We start from the raw sequence: 21,387 nt of genomic DNA, 5'->3' as shown, positions 1-21,387 counted from the left end.
CGATTCATCGGCGATGCTCCTGCAGCTTGCGATCACCTCACAACGAAACGCTTCGCCGTTCTCGCGCGCTAACCTGAGCCGCCTCGATCACCCGGATCACATCGCGCGCCGAGTGCGCTTCCACCGGCATCGCCGCGTTCTCGCGAATCGCCGTCGCGACACCGTCGTAGAAGGCTGTGTAGCGGCCCGGTAGCGTGTCGATCACCGTGGCCGTGCCGTCGGCATCGGTGAAGCGGCCGAATAGCGCGGGTTCGTCGCTACCCCAGCCTTCGCCACCGGGGCGGCGACCCTCACGCAGCGCGGCTTCCTGGCCGTCCATGCCGTATTTCACGAAGCTGCCGCCATCGCCATGCACGAGGTAACGAGGGCCGGGATCGCGCACCAGCACGGAGGCATGCAGGACCGCTCGGCGGTGCCCATAATCGAGCACCAGATGGAAGTAGTCGTCGGCCTTCGCGGCGGCGCGCTGGCGGGTCACGTCGGCCGTCACGGCCTGCGGCATGCCGAACAGAACGAGGGCCTGGTCGATCAGGTGCGCCCCGAGGTCGTAGAGCAGGCCGGCGCCGGGCACCTCGGTTTCGCGCCATCCCTGCTTGATCTCGGGCCGGAAGCGATCGAAGTGCGCTTCGAAGTAGACGACTTCACCAAGACGGCCGTCATCGACGAGACGCTTCACGGTAAGGAAGTCGTTGTCCCAGCGCCGGTTCTGGAAGACGGACAGTTTGCGTCCGACCTGGTTGGCAAGGCCGATGAGCGCTTCTGCCTCGGCGGCGTTGAGCGTGAAGGGTTTGTCGACGACCACATGTTTGCCGGCCTCCAGGGCGGCACGAGCCAACGGGGCGTGCGTCTCGTTGGGTGTCGCGATAACCACGAGCTGGATGGACGGATCGGCGAGCAAGGCCTGGGGATCGTCATAGGCCACGGCCTCGGGGAAATCGCGGCGGATCTCGTCCGTACGGCGACTGCCGATGGCGGAAAGCCGGAGGCCTTCAGCGGCTGCGATCAACGGTGCGTGGAAGAAAGCGCCCGCCGTGCCGTAGCCGATGAGGCCGGTGCAGATCGGTTGCATGGTCGCTCCTGGGATGGACATGCGCCCAAGATTAGCGCGGCACGCCTGACCGTTTCGTTTAAAGTTCAAACCTTCGTTGGAGGAGACCGCCATGGCCACGCCGAAACATGCCGCCCCTGTCCCGATTCCGCCCGTCACCGAATGGCCCGGCAAGGTCGTGCTCGTGACCGGCGGAGCGCAAGGTATCGGCCGGGGTATCGCCGAAGGGGTGCTTGCCGCCGGCGGGCGCGTTGTCATCGGCGATCGTGATGCGGAAGCGGGCAAGGCCTGCATCGAAGCCTGGAACGTCGCCGACCGCGCTGCTTTTCTCCTTCTCGATGTGTCGAAGGAGGCGAGCGTGAAGCGCTTCGTGGCGACAGCCCTGCGCCGGTTCGGTCGCATCGATGGGCTGGTCAATAATGCCGGCATCGCCGACGCGCACAGCGGACCGATCGAAAAACTCGACTGGTCGGAATGGAAGCACCGACTCGATACCAACCTGGGCGGCACCTTCCTGTGCAGCAAGCACGCGTTGTCGGCGCTGAAGAAGGTCAACGGTGCGATCGTCAACATTTCTTCGTCGCGAGCGCACCAGTCCGAACCGGATAGCGAAGCCTACGCCGCGAGCAAGGGTGGCATCGTCGCCTTTACCCATGCGCTAGCGATCAGCGCTGGTCCGGTGCGCGTCAATGCGATCAATCCGGGCTGGATTGTCGTGGATGACTGGAGGAAGCCTTCGGCGCGGCGCAAGCCGAAACTATCCGCCGCCGATCACGCGCAGCATCCCGTCGGCAGGGCCGGGGTGCCGCCGGACATCGCGGCGCTGGCGGTCTTTCTGTTGTCGTCGCAGGCGGGATTCATCACCGGCGAGAATTTCACGGTCGACGGTGGTGTCGCCCGCAAGATGCACTACGTGTAGAGCCCGTACCGCTCGAGTGGGACGGTCGTCTTGCCACCCGGATCGAAGCGGCCGTTGGCTTCGTTGTAATCCCACTGCTCCACGATGCAGACCGAACGATTGTCGCTGGCGTCGTGACGGATGACGTTGAACGAGTTGCTGATGCCTTCCCGGATGCGCGTCGACAAGGCGGTGCCGGCCTGCACCGACCATAGCTCGCTGGCGAGCTTGCGCGTGGGCGTGTTGAGCGGGCGAACGTAGGGCAGGTGAATATGACCGCCGAGCACCAGGTCCGCGCCGGCAGCGGACCAGGCGGCGATGGCGCGCTCATGATTGATCAGCAGGTTGCGAACATCCTTTTCGCGAATGACGTGCACGGGCTGGTGCGTGACGACGATGCGTAACTGTTCCCTGGTCGCTTGGTGCAGGCGGGCGCAGACACGTTCGATCTGAGCGTCGGATACTTCGCCGTCTTTGTGCCGATGTGGCCGTACCGTGTTTACGCCGATGGCCAACACGTCGTCGCTGACGAACTCAGGTTCCAGGTTGTCGCCAAAGACGCGCCGGTAGCCCGCGAACGGCGAGAACAGGCGCGCGAACACGTTGACCAGCGGCACGTCGTGATTGCCTGGAATCACAAGAGTGGGCCGGTCGTAGCCATCGATGAAATGCCTGGCCGCATCGAACTGCGAACGCCGCGCGCGCTGCGTCACGTCACCGGAAAGGATCACCAGTTCAGGCCGCATCGATACCAGTAGCTCGCCCAGCGCGGTCACGACCTCGGGTCGCTCGGTGCCGAAATGCGTATCGGAAATCTGCGCGATGGTACTCATCCCGGATCCTCGCCGGGCTGGCGCACGCCATCGGTGAGCAGGGCGAGCGGGCGCGGTGCTGCGCGAAAGACAATGGGCGGATCGAGCCAGACGATCTCGCCGTCCACCGCCACCTTGAGTTTTTCGCGGTGGTGCTTCGGCGTCACGGTGATCTCGCGGAAGGCGAAGCTGACGGCGTTGTCCGCGTCGCCCAGCTTGCCGAGCGCGCCACGCACGATGAGACCGAACATGGTCAGGCGACCGATCGGCTTGAGGACCAGGCCCGCGAGCGTGCCATCGTTGCGCGATACATCGGCGGCCTCCGCCAGGCCGATCTTTTCCAGCTGCAGCGCGTTGTTGCCAACGAACAGCGTGGGCGTGCGTAGCTTTCGCGATTGCGTGCCGTCGCTGACATCGATGCGCAACGGCCGGTAGCCACGCATCATCGTCGCCAGGCCCGACCAGAGCGCGACGATACGGTGACGGCCGAAGCGCTGTTTCCACGCTTCGCGGTCTTCGAGGACCTGCGGATACAGACCCAGGCTGGCGTTCACCAGGAAGACCTGGTCGTTGACCATGCCGATCTGCGCGTGCCCTATCGTTGCGCGCAGCAACGCCTCCGTGGCTTCGCGCGTGCCCGTGGGGACGCCATGCGTGCGGCCGACGAAGTTGAAGGTGCCCTGGGGCAGCACGCCCATCGGCAGCTGCTCGCGCCACGCGGCCGCGGCCACGACGTTGATCGTGCCATCGCCTCCGGCAGCGACGATGGCGCCGCCGGATGTCTTCGCGTGGGCGATGGCTTCGCGAACGACATCGGCGATGCTGGCGCCACCGTCGAACAGGAAGAAGCGATGCGGCCGGTTGGCGGCATCCAGGACCGATGCGATCTCCTCGCGTGCGATGGCCGCATCCTGGTGGCCGGAGCCGGCGTTCATCACGATGGCGAAGGGAAGGTCATTACTCATGCGAGAGGATCGAAGCATCCGCGCCGTTACGGTCGCATGAATTCAGGTGGCCGCCTTGCGCCCCTGTCGCATGCGAATGTACTCAGCGCTACCGACGCAAAGCGTCAGCCAGGCGAGGCCTGTGGCATAGCCGGCCATCACATCGCTGAAATAGTGCACCTGCAGCAGGATGCGGCTGATCCCGATCAGGGTGATCATCGTCACTGCGACGATCACGATCGGACGGTGAAAGCGCGGCGGGGTGAGTACCAGCAGCACATAGGCGAGCATGCCGTAGAAGACCATCGAGCCCGAGGCGTGGCCACTGGGAAAGCTGTAACTCTTCTCGATGATGTAGCCATGATCGTGCAGCGGCCGCGCGCGCTGGAACCACGCCTTGAGCAGGCTGTTGATCGTCACGGTGCCGACGAGGGTGATGACCCAGGCGCCCGCCAGGCGCCAGTGCCGCCGCCAGAGCAGGGCGAGGAAGACCAGCGCCGCGACGGTGCCGAGTACGAGGGAATTTCCGGTCCGGCTGAGCAGGGCCACGCCATGGAGTACGGGCCGGGGCATGTTGTCGCGCAGGTCGCTGGCCAGCGCGGCGTCGAACACGGTGAGGCCGGCCTGGTCGCGGACCTCCACGGCGATCACGGTAGCGATCAGCAGGGTCGCGACCAGCACGGCAATGGCGGTGGTGGGGCGCAGGAAGCTGCTTGCCGCCGGGTCGAGGCCCTCGCGCCGGCGCACGGCGCGGCGCCAGCCCACGTCCGCGCCGAGCAAGGCCAGGGCGAGCAGAACCCCCCATATCGACAGGGCATGCTGGCTGATCCAATCCGCGTCCATTTCCGCAATGTCCTCGTCTCGTGGCAGGATCGGTGATGTTGCCATGCCGCGCCTTCGCGGCGAGAAGGGGAAAGCACACGATGAAGATCCTATCCGCCCGCGCCGCCCTGGCGCTCGCGTTCCTTGCCTCCGGTTCGTTCGCCGCCCAGGCCGATACCGCGCCGCTGGCGCACCGGATCGTCCGGGTCACCCTGGACGGGGCGACCGACAAGGGCACGTCGGGTCGCCTGATCCTGTTCGTCGCACCGGCCGCCGTCGCTCAAAAGGCGGCGAAGGACGGCAAGGTGGAGGAGGTCGATACCAACCCCTTCAGCCCGACGGCGGTGTCCGTGGCGGCGCGCGAGGTGAGCTGGATCGCGCCAGGGCAATCGGTGGATATCGATACCGATGGGGAGGCCTTTCCTGCGGGCTTCTCCAGCCTTCCCCCGGGCGATTACTTCGTCCAGGCCGTGCTCGACGTGGGTCACGATTACAACTACAGCGGCCGCCACGCCGGTGACCTGATCAGCGAGGTGACGCCGGTGAAGCTCACCGCTGGCGGCTCCCTGCCGACGCTGAAGCTGACCCGGTCGGTGGCCGCTCGTGATCCCTGGCAGTTGCCACCGTCCGTGCCGCAGGCCGTGCGCGACGCCCTGCCGGAAGCACGCCAGCATGCGCACGCCGAGATACTCCAGAGCACGGCGCTGACGGCGTTCGCCGGCCACCCGCTGTCGATCCGCGCCTGGGTGGTTACCCCGCCGGGCTACGACCCGAACGGCAAGACGCGCTATCCGACGGTCTTCGTCACGCACGGCTTCGGCGGCGGTTTCGACCGGTACGCCGGCACGATCGCCGGCCTGTGGTCGGCGATGTCGGACAAGACCATGCCGCCCATGATCTGGGTGCTGCTCGACGAATCCGGCCCGACCGGCACGCATGAGTTCGCCGATTCCGTGAACAACGGCCCGTGGGGCCAGGCGCTGACCACCGAGTACATCCCGTGGCTCGAAGGCCGCTACAAGATGGACGCCAGGGTCAACGGTCGCTTCCTCAATGGCCATTCCTCCGGCGGCTGGGCCACGTTGTGGCTGCAGACGCGCTACCCGAAGGTGTTCGGCGGCACATGGTCCACCTCGCCCGACCCGAGCGACTTCCACGACTTCACCGGTATCGACCTGTACGCGCCCAACGCGAACGCCTACAAGCGTGCGGACGGCACGGCCAACCCACTGATCCGCGACAAGGGCCAGGTCATCGCGACCTTCGACACGTTCGCTCATCTCGAGCGGGTTCTCGGGGTCTACGGCGGCCAGCTCGCCTCGTTTGAATGGGTCTTCTCGCCCCGTGGCAAGGACGGCCGCCCCGAGCCGATGTTCAATCGCGATACCGGTGTGATCGATCCGGCTGTCGTGGCCTACTGGCATGACCATTACGACATCGCCCAGCGCCTGCGTACGCAGTGGCCGGAACTGAAGCCCGATCTGGACGGCAAGATCCACCTCATCGTGGGCACGGCGGACACCTTCTACCTCGACGGCTCTGCGAAACTTCTCAAAAACACGCTCGACGGCCTGCACGCGAAGAGCGATATCCGCTTCCTGCCCGGCAAGACCCATTTCGACCTTTATGTCGAAGGTGACGACCGCAGTGCGTTGTTGAAGAAGATTTCCTGGGAGATGTACGGCGTGGCAAGGCCCGGCCAGGCTAAAACCCCGTAACCCAACTGTCGTAGGAGCCGATTCATCGGCGAATGGAAAATGTGGGAGCCGCTTCAGCGGCGAATGGTTAATGTGGGAGCCGCTTCAGCGGCGAATGGGTGTTGCAGCGTCGCCGCTCCGTTGGCTTTTCGCCGCTGAAGCGGCTCCCACATGGCTGCATTCGCCGCTGAAGCGGCTCCCACATGGTTGCATTCGCCGCTGAAGCGGCTCCCACAGTGGAGATTCGGATCCATGAGCTACGAGGAACTCTGGCGGCGTTCGGTGGACGAACCCGGGCTTTTCTGGGCCGAGCAGGCGCGGCTGATCCACTGGGAGACGCCGCCGCAGCAGATCCTCGATGACTCACGGCCGCCGTTCCGCCGCTGGTTCGTCGGTGGTACCACCAATCTTTGCTACAACGCGATCGATCGTCACCTCGACGAGCGCGGTGAACAACTGGCCCTCGTGGCCGTTTCCACCGAGACCGATACGACGCGCGAGATCACCTACCGTGAGCTGCATCGTGAGGTATGCACGTTCGCGGCTGTCCTGGTGGAGCTCGGGGTAGGCAAGGGCGATCGCGTTGTTATCTACATGCCGAACATCGCCGAAGCCGTCTTTGCGATGCTGGCGTGCGCGCGCATCGGTGCGATCCACTCGGTGGTGTTCGGTGGGTTCGCCGCGCACAACCTCGCCTTGCGCATCGATGATGCGGAACCCGTGCTGTTGATCTGCGCCGATGCCGGTATGCGCGGTGGCAAGGTGATTCCCTATAAGCCACTCATCGACGCCGCGCTGCGCGAAGCCAGTGCGCCGCCGAAACACGTGCTTATCGTCAACCGTGGTCTCGATCCGGCGATGGAGGTCGTCGCCGGGCGCGATGTCGATTACGCGCAGGTGCGCAGCAGGCACGAGGGCGCCCGTGTCGCCGTGACCTGGCTCGAGTCCAACGAACCCAGCTACCTTCTCTACACCTCCGGGACGACGGGGAAGCCCAAAGGCGTGCAGCGCGACGTCGGCGGGTATGCGGTCGCGCTGGCGCTGTCGATGACGACGATCTTCGATCTGCATCCCGGCCAGACCATCCTGTGCACCTCGGATGTCGGCTGGGCGGTGGGGCACTCGTACAACGTGTATGGGCCGTTGATCGGCGGCTGCACCGCCATCCTCTACGAGGGACTTCCGACGTCGCCCGATCCGGGTATCTGGTGGCGCCTCTGCGAGACCTACAAGGTGCGTACGATGTTCTCGTCGCCGACGGCGATCCGCGTGCTGAAGAAGCACGATGCCCGTTGGCTGTCGTCATACGATCTGTCGGCACTGAAGTACGTCTTTTGCGCCGGAGAGCCGCTGGACCAGACGACCTATGAGTGGTTGTCGACCGGCACCGGCAAGCTCGTCGTCGATAACTACTGGCAGACCGAGACCGGCTGGCCAGCCGTCTCACTGATGCCGGGTCTCGACCTCAAGCCGGTCAGGCCGGGCTCGCCGGGTTTTCCGACCTTCGGTTTCCGCATGCGTGTCATCGATGAGGCCACCGGTGAAGAGAAGGGCCCGGGCGAGAAGGGCGTTCTCGTGATCGAGCCGCCGCTCCCTCCCGGTTGCCTCTCGACGATCTGGCGCGACGACGATCGCTACGTGCGTAGCTACTTCGGGCACTTCAGGGAACTGCTGTACAGCTCACTGGACTGGGCAGTGCGTGACGCGGACGGTTACCTGTTCATCCTTGGCCGCACCGACGATGTCATCAACGTGGCCGGACACCGCCTGGGGACGCGCGAGATCGAGGAATCCGTCGCCACGCTGGGCGCCGTGGCGGAAGTGGCCGTGGTGGGTGTCGGGGACGAGTTGAAGGGCCAGTTGCCAGCGGTTTTCGCCACGCTGAAGCAGGGTGTCACCGACGATCCGCGGGATGTCGCACATGCCATGGAGCGGCGGGTAGTCGAGCTGCTGGGGGCCGTGGCGCGGCCGGGGTGCGTGTACGTGGTGGGGGCGTTACCGAAGACGCGCTCCGGGAAGTTGCTGCGCCGGGCGATCCAGGCGTTGATGGAGGGGCTGGATCCGGGGGACCTTTCGACGCTGGACGATCCGGGCTCGTTGGAAGAGATTCGCCGGGCGATTTCGCGTGGCCGCAGTGTGGGCATAGCACCCGTCGCCGCTGAAGCGGCTCCCACACGAGCAGGACGCGGTGGGAGCCGCTTCAGCGCCGTATGTGGGAGCCGCTTCAGCGGCGATCCGCGCCGCAGGCGCGGCCCGGCGCCCGGCGGCCTCGCCGCATCCTCCTCTCCCGCGACGCAGCAAGGCCCCGCCGCCGGTTCGCGCTAAAATGGGATTCTTTACCCGGAGAGTTCCATGGCACAGCTTCCCTCGGCCGGCGGTCGCTTCCGCGCCGCACTCGCGGCCGAACAGCCGCTGCAGGTGATCGGGGCGATCAACGCCAATCACGCCCTGCTGGCCAAGCGCGCGGGCTTCCGTGCCATCTATCTTTCCGGTGGCGGCGTCGCCGCCGGCTCGCTGGGCCTGCCGGACCTCGGCATCAATACCCTGGACGACGTCCTCACTGACGTCCGCCGCATCACCGACGTCTGCGACCTGCCTCTCATGGTCGACATCGACACGGGCTTCGGTCCCAGCGCGTTCAACATCGCGCGCACCGTCAAGACGCTGATCAAGGCCGGTGCAGCGGCTTGCCATATCGAAGACCAGGTCGGCGCCAAGCGCTGCGGTCATCGCCCGGGCAAGGAAATCGTCACGACGGAAGAAATGGCCGATCGCGTCAAGGCCGCCGCCGACGCGAAGACCGATCCGGACTTCTTCCTCATCGCGCGCACCGATGCCATCGCCGTGCTTGGCGTCGAGGCTGCCCTCGAACGCGCTGTCGCCTGTGCGGAAGCCGGTGCCGACGCCATCTTCGTCGAGGCCGCGTACGACCTGCCGACCTACAAGCGTTTCGTCGATGCACTCGACGTGCCCGTACTCGCCAATATCACCGAGTTCGGCCAGACCCCGCTGTTCAGCACGGAAGAGCTTGGCGGCGTCGGCGTCGGCATCGTGCTTTATCCGCTTTCCGCGTTCCGCGCCATGAACAAGGCGGCCGAGAACGTCTACACCGCCATCCGCCGCGACGGTCACCAGCGCAATGTCATCGACACGATGCAGACGCGTGAAGAACTGTACGACCGCATTGGTTACCACGACTACGAGCGTCGCCTCGACGCTCTGTTTTCCAAGAAGGGTTAAGGAGAGTCACGCATGAGCGACACCACCACCACTACCCAGCCGAAGGCAAAGAAATCCGTCGCCCTTTCCGGCGTTCCCGCGGGTAACACCGCCCTTTGCACGGTCGGCCGTAGCGGCAACGACCTGCATTACCGTGGCTACGATATCCACGACCTCGCCGCGAAGGGTTCCTTCGAGGAAGTCGCCTATCTGCTCGTCCACGGCGTGCTGCCGAACTGGATGGAGCTCAACGCCTACCGCGCCAAGCTGAAGCGCCTTCGCGGCTTGCCGGCACCGGTGAAAGCCGCGCTCGAGTTGCTGCCTGCGGCGACGCACCCGATGGACGTCATGCGCACGGGTGCTTCGGTGCTCGGTACCGTGCTGCCGGAAAAGGAAGATCACAACATCACCGGTGCGCGCGATATCGCCGACCGCCTGATGGCGAGCTTCGGCTCGATGCTGCTGTATTGGTATCACTTCAGCCATAACGGCAAGCGCATCGAAACGGAGACCGAAGACGAGTCGATCGCCGCGCACTTCCTGCACCTGCTGCACGGTCGCAAGCCGAGCGATCTTCACTCGCATGCACTCGACCGTTCGCTCGTGCTGTACGCCGAGCATGAATTCAACGCCAGCACGTTTACCGCGCGTGTCATCGCCGGTACCGGCTCGGACATGTATTCGGCAATCACCGGCGCCATTGGCGCGCTGCGTGGTCCGAAGCATGGCGGCGCGAACGAAGTGGCGATGGAAATCATCGCGCGCTACCGTGATGCCTCCGAGGCCGACGCGGACATCCGTGCTCGCGTCGAGCGCAAGGAAATCATCATCGGCTTCGGTCACCCGGTGTATACCGTGTCCGATCCGCGCAACGAGATCATCAAGGAAATCGCGCGCAAGCTCTGCACCGACGGCGGCAACCCGCGCCTGTTCGAAGTGTCGGAGAAGATCGAGAAGTTGATGTGGGACCTGAAGAAGATGTTCCCGAATCTCGACTGGTACTCGGCGTCGGCGTACCACATGATGGGCGTCCCTACCGCGATGTTCACGCCGCTGTTCGTCATTGCGCGCACGTCGGGCTGGAGCGCGCACGTCATCGAGCAGCGCCAGGACGGCAAGATCATTCGCCCGAGCGCGAACTACACGGGTCCGGAAGACCAGGCTTACGTGCCGATCGAAAAGCGTTGAGGAGGACGGCCCGCTAACGCGGGCCTTCGTTCTCTACACTTGATCGCCTCGCGGGGAGACCTTGGTGCCCACCCTCGCTGCTCAGACAGTCCTCAGCGTTTCGTACCGGAAGGCCGCTACCGCGGCCGATGTACTTATTTGGCCTACGGCCGCTCCACTTGTCCGGAACTCGCATCGAGGGTGGGCACCGAAGGCTCTGCGCCGCCACGTCCGCGCCCACCGCGGTGGCGGGCCCAGTTGGGGCGGGGCCGCTAAAGCGCCGCCGCCATACGCGTTGCCTTGTCGATCGCCCGCTTGGCGTCGAGTTCCGCCGCGACATCCGCGCCACCGACCAGTCGCACATCTACGCCACGTGCCACTAACGCCTCGTGCAGCGCACGGTTCGGCTCCTGTCCTGCGCAGACGATCACGTTATCTACGTCGAGCACCTGCGCCTTGCCTTCGATCGTGACGTGCAGGCCGGCGTCGTCGACGCGGTCGTAAGTCACGCCGCCGACCATCGCGACTTTCTTGTTTTTCAGCGTGGCGCGATGAACCCAGCCCGAGGTCTTGTTGAGCCTGCCACCGGGACGGCCTTCCGTACGCTGCAGCAGCCAGATCTGACGTTCGGATTTCTCCGGCTTCGCGGGCATGAGGCCACCGGGCGTCGCCATGGTCATGTCGACGCCCCATTCCTTCGTCCAGCGTGCAATGTCGGTGGTGGGGGAGGGCGCCGCTTCGCTGAGGAATTCGGCAACGTCGAAGCCGATACCGCCGGCACCGATGATGGCGACCTTGTGGCCTACGGTAGCGTTGCCGTGCAGGACGTCGACGTACGACAACACCTTTGCGTGATTCGCGCCCGGAAGGTCGAGTGCACGCGGCAGGACGCCCGTCGCGAGGATCACGGTATCGAAACCACCCGCCGCGAGCGAATCAACCGTGGCGTCCTCGCCGAGACGACGCTCCACACCGGTCTCGTCGAGACGATGGTTGAAGTACCGCAGCGTCTCGCTGAATTCTTCTTTCCCCGGAATGCGCTTCGCCATGTTGAACTGGCCGCCGATCTCCGTGGCGCGGTCGAAAAGGGCGACGGCATGGCCTCGCTCGGCAAGCGTCGTCGCGGCAGCCAGGCCAGCAGGGCCTGCGCCCACCACGGCCACGCGCTTCTTCGCGGTGGTGGGCGTGATGGTGAGTTCGGTTTCATGGCAGGCGCGCGGATTCACCAGGCACGAGGCGCGGCGGTTTTCGAAGACGTGATCGAGGCAAGCCTGGTTGCAGGCGATGCAGGTGTTGATCGCGGACGGGCGGCTAGCCTTCGCCTTGTTGACCCACTCCGGATCGGCGAGCAGCGGACGTGCCATCGACACCATGTCCGCATCGCCGTCGGCAAGGATGCGCTCGGCGACATCGGGCATGTTGATGCGGTTGGTGGTGACGAGCGGGATACCGACTTCGCCCTTCATGCGGCGCGTCACCCAGCTGAAGGCGCCACGCGGAACGCTGGTGACGATGGTCGGGACGCGCGCCTCGTGCCAGCCGATACCCGTGTTGATGATTGTCGCACCCGCCGCCTCGATGGCCTTGCCCAGCGTGACGATGTCACCCCACGGCTGGGCATCGTCGACCAGGTCCAGCATGGACAGGCGGTAGATGATGATGAAGTCCTTGCCCACCGCTTCGCGCATGCGGCGCACGATCTCGATCGGGAAGCGCATGCGGTTCTCGGCCGTGCCACCCCAGCGATCCGTGCGCTTGTTGGTGCGCGGGGTGAGGAACTGGTTGATCAGGTAACCCTCCGAGCCCATCACTTCGACACCGTCGTAGCCGGCGTCACGCGCGAGCTTCGCGCTGCGCACGAAGGCATCGATGCTGCGTTCCACACCACCGGCGGAGAGCGCACGCGGCGTGAACGGGGTAATCGGTGACTTGATCTTCGACGGCGCCACCGAGAAGGGCTGGTAGGCGTAGCGTCCGGCGTGGAGGATCTGCATGCAGATCTTGCCGCCTTCGGCGTGCACGGCGCGGGTGACCTTGCGGTGCCTGGCTACGTGCCAGGGCATCGACATCGTGCCGGACATCGGCTTCAGCCATCCCTGCAGGTTCGGAGCGATGCCCCCGGTGACGATGAGGCCGACGCCACCGCGTGCCCGCTCGGCGAAGAAGGCGGCCAGCTTGTCGTAGTCGCGTTGCCTTGTCCTCAAGCCCCGTATGCATGGATCCCATGAGCACGCGATTGCGCAGCGTGGTGAAACCGAGGTTGAGCGGGGCGAGGAGGTGCGGATAGGACACGGCGGGATCCGGGTTCAAACGATCGTTCGAATGATCCTCGTAACTGCGGTCCGGGGCAAGGGCGACAGCACCAATTGGGCCCCGGAGCAGTGGCGTTACGGCGTGTATCACCCCCTTTACAAAACGGGGCGTCCATTCATTTTGCGAAATCTGTGAAACCCGCATGGGGCGGGGGTCTCGCGCCGGTCGCGACAGCGGGCACGCAATTTGCTCCCTCCTATGACCCGGCGCGTTGGCAGGACGTCCGGCTTTCCCGAAGAAACAGGGGTTCCGCGTCGCTCACAGGAGACTCTCCCATGCGTAAGACTCTTATCGCCACGGCGATCTGCCTCGCTATCGGATTCGCACTGCCGGCCATGGCCGACGATACCCAAAACGGATCGTCAGGCGCATCGGCCCAACGTAAATCGATTGCCGTGCAGTATTCAGACAGCTCGCAGTATGCCGACAGTTCAACTCACACTAACATGACGACGAACACGACATCCGGTTCGTTCAACACAACCAACGCGATCGCCAGCAGCACGCTCAATGGCACCGTGACAGGTAACACCATCACCAGCCTTGGCAATGTCGCCTTGAATCTAGGCGACGCATCCGGTGCACGAGGTGGGTCCGGTGGCGCTGGCTACGGCGGAAACGGCCGTGGCGGTAGCGGCGGCGACGGTGGAAACAGCGGACGTACGACAGCCCGCGGTGCGGTCGGCGGTGATGCCGGAACGAGCAGCGGCGGCGCCCTCGGCGCAACGGTCGCCTATGGCGGCGATACGAGCGGTGACGGCGGCAATGCCTCCGGTCCTGGCGGACGTGCCAATGCACGTGGCGCAGGCGCCGACTCTGCCACGGGCGGCGCAACGGCCAGCGCGGGCGGCGCATCTGCCAGCACGGGCGCGACGTCGACCTCGGGCGACGCGTCGCCAACCTCCACGGGCGGAACCGCAACCGCGGGCAACGGCGGGACGGCGACGGCGATGTCGGGCGCCGGCGGTGCCGGCGCGGCTGGCGGTGACGGCACGGGCGGTTCGGGCGGCGGTGCGTCCGGTGGCAGCGGTGGCAACGGTGGCAATTCGTCGGCCGACGGCGGCTCGTTCAGCATGGCCAACAACATGGGTAGCGCGGGTTCCGGTGCTGCTGGTATCTCCAGCTTCGCCGCCAATTCCGGTGCTTCGTCGTTGATCCAGCAGAGCGTGAATGTGCAAGCCAACCTGAGCGTCGGGTCCGCTCCGTAAAGGACGCGTGCAAGTGAAAGGCCTACGGGGCGCGCACGCGCGCCCCGTGGCATCCGAAGCGGGCGTACGTCATCAGGAGATTCCCATGCCGATGTTTCGATCCCCCACCGTATTCGTGGTCGCCGCCGCGCTCGCCACGGCGGTAGCCAGCCATGGTGCGCAGGCCAGTCCCTTGGGTGAACAGCCACCGCCGTCCTTCGGAACGGCCACGCCACTGACCCAGCTGCAGGGCATGAGCGGCGGTACCGCTACCCAGGTCACCAACAACGTCAACGAGCAGGACACGGCCGGAACGCTGACCGACAACACGGCCAAAGGCACTTACAGCGGCGGCAATTTCGTCGGCGATACCGCGTTCAGCAGCTCGGCGGGCCTGTCCACCGTCATTCAGAACTCGGGCAACAACGTGCTCATCCAGAACTCGACGATCCTTAACGTGCGGATGAACCCATGAGGACGGCCTGCGCCCTCGCTTTCCTCGCCTTACTGTGCGCCCCCTGCGCGCAGGCGATGAAGGCGGAAGTGCAGACCAGTGCAGGCACCTCTTATCCGCTGCACCTGACAAGCCTGAAGGAAGCGCGTTTCCGCAACACCATCCGGCAGAAATACGACTTCAGCTGCGGCTCCGCTGCGGTGGCCACGTTGCTCACCTACCAATACGGCTACCCGATCGACGAGCAGGTCGCTTTCGACGTGATGTACAGCGGCGGCGATCGTGCCAAGATCGGCAAGGACGGCTTTTCGCTGCTGGACATCAAGCGATTCCTTGCCTCACGCGGCTTCGATGCCGATGGCTTCGACGTGCCTCTGGAGAAGCTCGACGACGAAGGCATTCCGGCCATCGTGTTGATCAACGAGCGTGGCTACCACCACTTCGTGGTGATCAAAGGCTACAAGAACGGCCGTGTGCTGGTCGGCGATCCCGCACGTGGCACCCGTTCGATGTCGAAGCGCCGTTTTGATGCGATGTGGAACAACCATGTCGTCTTCGTCATCCACAATGAGCGAGACCGCGCCATCTTCAACAGTCCGCGCGACTGGGCGGTTGCTCCTGCGGCACCCATGTTCGAGGGCATCGAGCGTAACGGTCTCAGCCCCATCGTCATGCCCAAGCGCGGACCGGGGGACATATGAAAACCCGCCCCATCCTTTTCGCCGTCGTTTTAGCCAGCGGCACGTGTGCCGCGACGCAAGCGGCCGACTTTCCGATCAATCACGCCGTACCGGATGCCACCCTGGACACGATCCGCGGCGGCTTCGATTTCGGCGACAACCTCGTTGCCTCCTTCGCGCTGCAACGCACGGTGCTGATCAACGGCATGGAGGCGATGCAGACCACCGTCTCGATTCCCAACATCGCCAACATCACGGCCCAGCAGGCGGCCCAGTTGCAGAGTGCGCTGCAGACCACTGTGATCAATGTGGGCAACAACACGGTGACCACGCCGCAGGCGACTAACGCGGCGCAAGCCAGTGCGACAGCGCAGTCCGCGGCATCGGTCAATCTGCCCGCCTCGGTAACACCCGGCCTCATCATCCAGAACACGTTAGACAACCAGGCCATCACGGCCACCACCACGATCGACGCGTCGGTGAACAGTGCACGCATGCTCCAGAACATGCGTATTTCAGAAGCAGTCAACGATGCGGTGGTCCAGTTCCGGGGGAATTAAGCATGTATCGCAACGGCAGGGTGATGCAGGCAAAAACATGTGCGGGTGCTCTTGCGTTGGCGACGTTACCGATGTGGATCGGAGCGTGCCTGGCGCAGGAGGCCAGTGCGAGCAGCAGTAGCACGCTCGATCCCGCGATACGCGAGAAGATCGAAGCGCAGGGAAGACGCATCGACGCGATGCGCAGCAAGATGGCCGAACAACTGGCCGAGCTCGAGCAGATGAAACGCGAACTCGCGTCGCAGGAAGTGCAGTACAACGACCTGCGCAAAGCCATCGGCATGAATGCACTCGAGGAGGCGCGTGGTGGCTCGGCGGCCGTGGCGGGTACGCAGTCCGCGCCGCAGGACCAGCAGGTGCCGCAGGACCAGCAGCCTGGTGCACCCGGTCCGGGCGCGCCGCCCGCGCAGGCTTCACAACCCGTAGTCGCGACCAAGCCGGTGGGAAGGCGTCCCGCGGAAGACGATCGCCCGCCCGAGGTCGCACCCATCTTCGACCAGCCCGGCGTGCTTACGCCCAAGGGCAAGCTCATCATCGAGCCGTCGTATCAGTACGGCTACTCGTCGAGCGATCGCGTGGCGCTCGTCGGTTACACGGTCATTCCGGCGATCCTCATCGGCCTGGTCGACGTGCGCCAGGTGAAGACGACGACGCAGACCGGTGCCCTGGCGTTCCGCTACGGCCTGACCAACCGCATGGAACTCGAAGTACGCGTTCCGTACGTCGACAACCATACCGACACGATCAGCCGCGAGATCTTTACCGGCACGGCGCAGGACAACCTGTTCACCACCAGCGGCAAGGGCATCGGTGACATCGAAGCCACGCTGCGCTACCAGCTCAATGATGGCGGGGCCGACAAGCCGTACTACGTCGGTTGGTTCCGTGCCAAGTCGCGCACGGGTCGCGATCCGTTCGAAGTCACCAGCGATTGCGTCACGCGGTGCGTCGAGAACTTCACGGGCACGGGTCTTCCGCTCCAGAGTCCGACGGGTACGGGTTTTTATTCGGCGCAGGCAGGCGTGACCTGGTTGTATCCGTCCGATCCCGTCGTCTTCTTCGGCAACCTGAGCTACCTGCACAACTTCGAGCGAAAGAATGTAAGCCGTAACGTACTTCTCGCGGGCAAACAGTTTCTCGGCGACATCAAGGCGGGGGATATCGCCGATATCAGCCTGGGCATGGGTCTTTCGCTCAACGAAAAAGCGTCGATCAGTATCGGTTACGACCAGGCATTCGTCGGCCGCACGCAGCAGAACGGCGATCCGCTGCCGGGATCCGCGCGCGTGACGCTGGGTTCGCTGCTGATCGGCGGCTCGTATCGCTTCAATGAAAAAGAAACCCTGAACGTCACGCTCGGTGTTGGTGTCACCCGCGACACGCCGGATACGACGATCACGGTGCGCGTGCCGATCACGCTCTGACGCATACAAGTTGTTCACTCTCCTGAACGCGTTTCAAACACGCGAGAGTTCCCGTGCACGCGATGCACACATTGTCGTTCGTTAATATTTCCGTGGGGGTTCGCTCAAAAACAAAAACATTGGCAGGGAGTTTCATACACATGCGCATCCGTGATCATCGTTTCGGCAAGGCCACCGCGGGCCTCGCCATCGCCACACTCGCTGTCTTCGGTGCCACTGCGCATGCGCAGGACAGCAACAAGAAGTCTCAATCCCCGGCGCTCGACAACATCAGCCTTTGGGTCGGTGGTTACTACACCAGCAACGACACCAACATCGGCGGCAAGACGGACTACCTCAATACCCGCGGCAACCTGAATCTCGAGAAAGATCTCGACTTCAAGAAGCACAAGGCCGTGCCGCGCGTACGCCTGGACTTCCTCATCGGCGAGCACCAGGGTTTCACCTTCGACTATTACGAAGTGAATCGTTCGCACTCGAAGACCCTCGACGAGAACGTCGAGTTCCTTGGCCAGCCGGTCGACGCGTCCGCGGAGGCCAGGGGTAACCTGAAGTTCTCGTTCGGCAGCGCCGCTTACAAGTGGTGGTTCGGTACGGGCGACGACGTGTTCGGTCTTGGTCTGGGCGCCGCGTATTACAAGGTGCACGCCAGCGTCTACGGCAGTGCAACGATCGACGGTGAAACCGCCGAAACAGGCGCGACGGCGAACGAGAGTGCCTGGGCACCGAACCTGCAGATCGGCTGGCGTCATTCGTTCAACGAACAGTGGCGCATGTACTTCAACGCCTCGGGCGTGAAGAAGAACGGTGGCCCGCTTAACGGCCATATCTTCGACGCTGCGCTGGGCCTCGAGTACTTCCCGTGGCAGAACGTGGGTATCGGCGCGGAGTACGCGTACACGAAGATCAAGCTCAACCAGGACAAGCGTAACTACAACCTCGACCTCGACATGAAGCTCAACGGTCCTGCGGCTTACATCCGCTTCCGCTTCTGATCGTCTGGTTGGCGAACGGCCCCGCGCCGGTCGCCTAGCCAGGGGGAATCCTGGGGCCGCCTTCGGGCGGCCTTTTTTTCAGGAAATGTGGAAGCCGCTTCAGCGGCGATCAGGTCCATGTGGGAGCCGCTTCAGCGGCGAAGAGCCAACGAAGCGGTGAAGCGGCAAGCCCGCGACTTAAGTGCATCCGAAAGCCGCGAGCGGCAAGGTCCTTGCGGCCGCGGCGCGGCACTTCGTGACGGGCCGTAGGTGCCGCCCTCGCTCCGCCCGCTAACTGAGCGGCCCTCAGCTTAGGCGTCCCCAAGGACCTTGCCCCTCGCGGCCCCGAACGCCGACGTTGATTGGGGTCGAGCGCACCGCCGGCGACTGCAAGGCACCGCCTTTGTAGGAGCCGATTCATCGGCGAACGCCTTACCGGTGCTACCGCGAATGAGGCTTTGCATCGCAATTGTGCTGGCGCTCAAACCGCTCGCCCGATGATCGCAGTGCCTCTTTCGCAAACGCGACAACCTGAGGGTTCGCCGATAGATCGGCTCCTACAACAGCATCGCTCAATCTTGCGGGCGGCGCTCGCTGAGCACGAACGTTATGCGGCAACGCCGCTCAAGCACGCGTCCGCGTAGCGGACGATCCGATCACTTCACTTCCCCGCAAGAAGCGAAAGCGCCTTCGCCCGCTGCGAGCGACTCGCACGCCACCAGCCGCCGGCGCAGATGCCGATGACGAGGAGGGCGTCGAGGGTCCATGGAGCCCAGGGGTTGGCGTCGAACCATGGCGACACCAGGTGATCGTGCGCGATCATCCGCGCGGCCGTCCAGGCGATGGCCGCGGCTCCGATGTAGATCACGATGGGGAAGCGCTCGATCAGTTTCAGGATGAGCGTGGAACCCCAGACCACCAGGGGCACGCTGATGGCCAGGCCAAGGACCACCAGGCCCATGTGGCCTTTGGCCGCGCCAGCGATCGCCAGGACGTTGTCCAGGCCCATCAGTGCATCGGCGATCACGATGGTGCGTATAGCCGCCCAGAAGCTTGCAGCGGGCGTCATGGAGGGGTCGTGCTCCTCGTGCTTGAGGAGTTTCCATGCGATGGGGATGAGCAGGGCGCCGCCGATCAGCATCAGGCCGGGAAGCTTGAGCAGCCAGATGACGGCGAAGGTAAGCACGATGCGTAGCGCGATCGCACCGAAGGTGCCCCAGAAGACAGCCTTCTTCTGCAACTCGCGGGGGAGGCTGCGGGCGGCGAGGGCAATGACGATCGCATTGTCGCCAGCCAACACCAGGTCGAGCAGGATGATGGCTGCCAGGCCGGAAAAGAATTCGGGAGTGAGGAAATCCATGGAGCGGGTCCTTCGCGCGTTGTGAGATCGAATGCGGCGGCGACGGGTACGCGCACCCGTCGTCACCACAAAAGTCTCGTTCCCGGCGCGATGCCGCCGCGACGCCCGGGACGCGTGTGGCGTCCGTACTGACGATCGTCGCGCACGAAGCCCGGAAGGCCTCGCGGAACTACTCCCCTTTGGGCGGTAGTCATGGCCATTCTGGCGGTTGGGATGCACCGCGGCAAGACATACCCGGGGGGTGACCGGTTAAAATCGTCGGTTTCCCACCCTCCACGAGTGAAGTCCATGAGCGCACACGATATCCGTTCCGCCACGCGTCCCGATCCGGACCAGCCGCTGGTGGACATCGCCAACTACGTGGCCGACTACCAGATCGACTCGAAGGAGGCGTACGACACCGCGCGCTACATGCTCCTGGACTCGCTGGCCTGCTCGGCCCTGGCGATGAAGTTCCCGGATTGCGTGAAGCACCTCGGTCCGCTGGTTCCCGGCGCCGTTATGCAGGGCGGCACGCGCGTGCCGTTCACTTCGCACGAGCTGGATCCCGTCCAGGCCGCCTTCGCCATCGGCACCCAGATCCGCTACCTCGACTTCAACGACACCTGGCTGGCGGCCGAGTGGGGCCACCCGTCGGACAACCTGGGCGCCATCCTCGCCGTGGCCGACTACCTCTCGCGCAAGGCGGAAAAGGAAGGCGGCCAGCCGCTGACCGTCCGTGACGTGCTTGGTTACGCCATCAAGGCCCACGAGATCCAGGGCTGCTACGCCCTGAAGAACAGCTTCAACCGCGTCGGCCAGGACCACGTGATCCTCGTCCGCCTGGCCTCCACGGCCGTGACCACCGCCATGCTCGGCGGCGGCAAGGAGCAGATCACCACGGCCGTGTCGCACAGCTGGATCGACAACGGTGCCCTTCGCACCTATCGCCACGCCCCGAACACCGGCCCGCGCAAGAGCTGGGCCGCGGGCGACGCCTGCCGCCGTGCGGTCACCCACGCGATCAACGCCGTCTACCGCAACGTGGTGGGCTACCCGTCGGCGCTTACCGCCAAGACCTGGGGCTTCTACGACGTGGCCTTCAAGGGCAACGCGTTCGAGTTCGAGCGCCCGTTCGGCAGCTACGTGATGGAAAACGTGCTGTTCAAGATCAGCTTCCCGGCCGAGTTCCATGCCCAGACCGCCGTCGAGTGCGCCATGGCCCTGCACGGCCAGGTGGCCGATCGCGTCGACCAGATCGAGAAGATCGTCATCGAGACCCAGGAAGCCGGCGTCCGCATCATCGACAAGACCGGCCCCCTGGCCAATTACGCCGATCGGGACCATTGCATCCAGTACATGGTCGCCGTTCCGCTGATTTTCGGCCGCCTGACGGCAGACGACTACAATGACTCGATTGCCTCGGATCCGCGTATCGACGCGCTCCGCGACAAAATGACCGTGGTTGAGAATCCGCAATTCACCAAGGATTACTTCGATCCGGAAAAGCGCTACATCGGCAATTCGGTGCAGGTTTTCTTCAAGGATGGGTCGAAAACCGACAAGGTCTCGATCGATTTCCCCATCGGCCACCGCAAAAGGCGTGCCGAAGGCATTCCCGTGCTGCTCAAGAAATTCGAGGCCGCCCTCCGGGCAGAGTGGCCTGCAGAGCGGGTCGAGAAGGTTCTTGCGGTCACTTCTTCGCCGGAAAAGCTCGACGCCATGCCCATTCACGAGTTCATGACACTCTTCACGGCTTGATAATGGCCGTGACTCAAGTATGAACGGCGGTTTTTAGCACGTGTTCAATTGTTTGATTTTTGCTAAACTGCCGCCGCCCGTTGAAGGG

Annotated in this window: 16 protein-coding genes and 2 pseudogenes; 12 read left to right on the top strand and 6 right to left on the bottom strand. The window is 64.5% G+C overall.

The window, feature by feature from the left end; all coding sequences use genetic code 11:
- Nucleotides 1-37 precede the first annotated feature (37 nt).
- Nucleotides 38-1,069 carry an oxidoreductase gene (locus tag ACVWWJ_RS18330; protein ID WP_456969009.1) on the bottom strand — a complete coding sequence of 344 codons (1,032 nt, stop codon included), beginning with the start codon at nucleotides 1,067-1,069 and terminating at the stop codon, nucleotides 38-40.
- Between the two features lie 91 nt (nucleotides 1,070-1,160).
- Between ACVWWJ_RS18330 and ACVWWJ_RS18325 the strand changes: the two genes are divergently transcribed.
- The gene (locus ACVWWJ_RS18325) at nucleotides 1,161-1,967 is read left to right on the top strand and encodes an SDR family oxidoreductase (RefSeq protein WP_456969008.1); all 807 of its coding nucleotides are present in this window, start codon (nucleotides 1,161-1,163) and stop codon (nucleotides 1,965-1,967) included.
- On the opposite strand, the gene ACVWWJ_RS18320 is transcribed toward ACVWWJ_RS18325, so the two are convergent.
- Genes ACVWWJ_RS18320 through ACVWWJ_RS18310 form a run of 3 tightly spaced genes read right to left on the bottom strand, consistent with a single transcriptional unit; the run spans nucleotide 1,958 to nucleotide 4,590 of the window.
- The gene (locus tag ACVWWJ_RS18320) at nucleotides 1,958-2,779 is read right to left on the bottom strand and encodes a metallophosphoesterase (RefSeq protein WP_159894034.1); all 822 of its coding nucleotides are present in this window, start codon (nucleotides 2,777-2,779) and stop codon (nucleotides 1,958-1,960) included. The genes ACVWWJ_RS18325 and ACVWWJ_RS18320 overlap by 10 nt on opposite strands.
- On the bottom strand, nucleotides 2,776-3,723 hold the full coding sequence (locus tag ACVWWJ_RS18315; protein WP_456969007.1) for a diacylglycerol/lipid kinase family protein: 948 nt from the start codon (nucleotides 3,721-3,723) through the stop codon (nucleotides 2,776-2,778). The genes ACVWWJ_RS18320 and ACVWWJ_RS18315 overlap by 4 nt, the downstream gene beginning before the upstream one ends.
- Nucleotides 3,724-3,765: 42 nt before the next feature.
- Nucleotides 3,766-4,590: a phosphatase PAP2 family protein gene (locus tag ACVWWJ_RS18310; protein ID WP_456969006.1), complete on the bottom strand. Its 825-nt coding sequence runs from the start codon at nucleotides 4,588-4,590 to the stop codon at nucleotides 3,766-3,768.
- Nucleotides 4,591-4,625: 35 nt separating this feature from the next.
- Here ACVWWJ_RS18310 and ACVWWJ_RS18305 point away from each other — a divergent pair, with 35 nt between their 5' ends.
- The 4 genes and pseudogenes from ACVWWJ_RS18305 to prpC all read left to right on the top strand — a co-directional run bounded on the left by ACVWWJ_RS18305 (nucleotide 4,626) and on the right by prpC (nucleotide 10,628).
- Nucleotides 4,626-6,242, top strand: a complete 1,617-nt coding sequence (locus tag ACVWWJ_RS18305) for an alpha/beta hydrolase (RefSeq protein WP_456969005.1) — start codon at nucleotides 4,626-4,628, stop codon at nucleotides 6,240-6,242.
- Nucleotides 6,243-6,473: 231 nt separating this feature from the next.
- Nucleotides 6,474-8,348 (top strand): annotated as a pseudogene (gene prpE / locus ACVWWJ_RS18300) (propionate--CoA ligase); the annotation flags it as partial.
- A gap of 225 nt (nucleotides 8,349-8,573) precedes the next feature.
- A complete protein-coding gene (gene prpB / locus ACVWWJ_RS18295) occupies nucleotides 8,574-9,461 on the top strand; it encodes a methylisocitrate lyase (protein ID WP_159893701.1) in 888 nt (295 codons plus the stop codon).
- Between the two features lie 12 nt (nucleotides 9,462-9,473).
- Nucleotides 9,474-10,628 carry a bifunctional 2-methylcitrate synthase/citrate synthase gene (gene prpC / locus ACVWWJ_RS18290; protein ID WP_159893699.1) on the top strand — a complete coding sequence of 385 codons (1,155 nt, stop codon included), beginning with the start codon at nucleotides 9,474-9,476 and terminating at the stop codon, nucleotides 10,626-10,628.
- A gap of 251 nt (nucleotides 10,629-10,879) precedes the next feature.
- Here prpC and ACVWWJ_RS18285 read toward each other — a convergent pair.
- A pseudogene (locus ACVWWJ_RS18285) lies at nucleotides 10,880-12,917 on the bottom strand (oxidoreductase).
- 278 nt (nucleotides 12,918-13,195) lie between these two features.
- On the opposite strand from ACVWWJ_RS18285, the gene ACVWWJ_RS18280 reads away from it, so the two are divergent.
- The 6 genes from ACVWWJ_RS18280 to ACVWWJ_RS18255 all read left to right on the top strand — a co-directional run bounded on the left by ACVWWJ_RS18280 (nucleotide 13,196) and on the right by ACVWWJ_RS18255 (nucleotide 18,220).
- Entirely contained in the window at nucleotides 13,196-14,128 is a 933-nt protein-coding gene (locus tag ACVWWJ_RS18280) for a hypothetical protein (RefSeq protein ID WP_456969004.1), read from the top strand.
- Between the two features lie 85 nt (nucleotides 14,129-14,213).
- The gene (locus ACVWWJ_RS18275; RefSeq protein ID WP_456969003.1) at nucleotides 14,214-14,582 is read left to right on the top strand and encodes a hypothetical protein; all 369 of its coding nucleotides are present in this window, start codon (nucleotides 14,214-14,216) and stop codon (nucleotides 14,580-14,582) included.
- Nucleotides 14,579-15,262 (top strand): C39 family peptidase, encoded by a 684-nt coding sequence (locus ACVWWJ_RS18270; protein WP_456969002.1) that lies wholly within the window; start codon nucleotides 14,579-14,581, stop codon nucleotides 15,260-15,262. Before ACVWWJ_RS18275 ends, ACVWWJ_RS18270 begins: the two co-directional genes overlap by 4 nt.
- Nucleotides 15,259-15,801 carry a hypothetical protein gene (locus ACVWWJ_RS18265; RefSeq protein WP_456969001.1) on the top strand — a complete coding sequence of 181 codons (543 nt, stop codon included), beginning with the start codon at nucleotides 15,259-15,261 and terminating at the stop codon, nucleotides 15,799-15,801. Before ACVWWJ_RS18270 ends, ACVWWJ_RS18265 begins: the two co-directional genes overlap by 4 nt.
- Before the next feature lie 2 nt (nucleotides 15,802-15,803).
- Nucleotides 15,804-17,225: an acetate kinase gene (locus ACVWWJ_RS18260; RefSeq protein WP_456969000.1), complete on the top strand. Its 1,422-nt coding sequence runs from the start codon at nucleotides 15,804-15,806 to the stop codon at nucleotides 17,223-17,225.
- 140 nt (nucleotides 17,226-17,365) lie between these two features.
- Entirely contained in the window at nucleotides 17,366-18,220 is an 855-nt protein-coding gene (locus ACVWWJ_RS18255) for a type 2 periplasmic-binding domain-containing protein (protein WP_200851765.1), read from the top strand.
- A gap of 640 nt (nucleotides 18,221-18,860) precedes the next feature.
- Here ACVWWJ_RS18255 and ACVWWJ_RS18250 read toward each other — a convergent pair.
- Entirely contained in the window at nucleotides 18,861-19,559 is a 699-nt protein-coding gene (locus ACVWWJ_RS18250) for a TerC family protein (RefSeq protein WP_456968998.1), read from the bottom strand.
- 288 nt (nucleotides 19,560-19,847) lie between these two features.
- On the opposite strand from ACVWWJ_RS18250, the gene ACVWWJ_RS18245 reads away from it, so the two are divergent.
- Nucleotides 19,848-21,299, top strand: coding sequence for a bifunctional 2-methylcitrate dehydratase/aconitate hydratase (locus ACVWWJ_RS18245; protein ID WP_456968997.1), 1,452 nt, complete (start codon nucleotides 19,848-19,850; stop codon nucleotides 21,297-21,299).
- Nucleotides 21,300-21,387: the final 88 nt, after the last annotated feature.

It is taken from the genome of Luteibacter sp. HA06, from assembly GCF_054061215.1.
The sequence above is the reverse complement of the archived record's forward strand: the minus strand, read 5'-3'. Positions and strand labels throughout refer to the sequence as shown.

Coding starts and splice junctions, on each gene's coding strand:
- ACVWWJ_RS18330 (WP_456969009.1), bottom strand. CDS start 1,069: ATGCAACCGATCTGCACCGGCCTCATCGGCTACGGCACGGCGGGCGCT.
- ACVWWJ_RS18325 (WP_456969008.1), top strand. CDS start 1,161: ATGGCCACGCCGAAACATGCCGCCCCTGTCCCGATTCCGCCCGTCACC.
- ACVWWJ_RS18320 (WP_159894034.1), bottom strand. CDS start 2,779: ATGAGTACCATCGCGCAGATTTCCGATACGCATTTCGGCACCGAGCGA.
- ACVWWJ_RS18315 (WP_456969007.1), bottom strand. CDS start 3,723: ATGAGTAATGACCTTCCCTTCGCCATCGTGATGAACGCCGGCTCCGGC.
- ACVWWJ_RS18310 (WP_456969006.1), bottom strand. CDS start 4,590: ATGGCAACATCACCGATCCTGCCACGAGACGAGGACATTGCGGAAATG.
- ACVWWJ_RS18305 (WP_456969005.1), top strand. CDS start 4,626: ATGAAGATCCTATCCGCCCGCGCCGCCCTGGCGCTCGCGTTCCTTGCC.
- prpB (WP_159893701.1), top strand. CDS start 8,574: ATGGCACAGCTTCCCTCGGCCGGCGGTCGCTTCCGCGCCGCACTCGCG.
- prpC (WP_159893699.1), top strand. CDS start 9,474: ATGAGCGACACCACCACCACTACCCAGCCGAAGGCAAAGAAATCCGTC.
- ACVWWJ_RS18280 (WP_456969004.1), top strand. CDS start 13,196: ATGCGTAAGACTCTTATCGCCACGGCGATCTGCCTCGCTATCGGATTC.
- ACVWWJ_RS18275 (WP_456969003.1), top strand. CDS start 14,214: ATGCCGATGTTTCGATCCCCCACCGTATTCGTGGTCGCCGCCGCGCTC.
- ACVWWJ_RS18270 (WP_456969002.1), top strand. CDS start 14,579: ATGAGGACGGCCTGCGCCCTCGCTTTCCTCGCCTTACTGTGCGCCCCC.
- ACVWWJ_RS18265 (WP_456969001.1), top strand. CDS start 15,259: ATGAAAACCCGCCCCATCCTTTTCGCCGTCGTTTTAGCCAGCGGCACG.
- ACVWWJ_RS18260 (WP_456969000.1), top strand. CDS start 15,804: ATGTATCGCAACGGCAGGGTGATGCAGGCAAAAACATGTGCGGGTGCT.
- ACVWWJ_RS18255 (WP_200851765.1), top strand. CDS start 17,366: ATGCGCATCCGTGATCATCGTTTCGGCAAGGCCACCGCGGGCCTCGCC.
- ACVWWJ_RS18250 (WP_456968998.1), bottom strand. CDS start 19,559: ATGGATTTCCTCACTCCCGAATTCTTTTCCGGCCTGGCAGCCATCATC.
- ACVWWJ_RS18245 (WP_456968997.1), top strand. CDS start 19,848: ATGAGCGCACACGATATCCGTTCCGCCACGCGTCCCGATCCGGACCAG.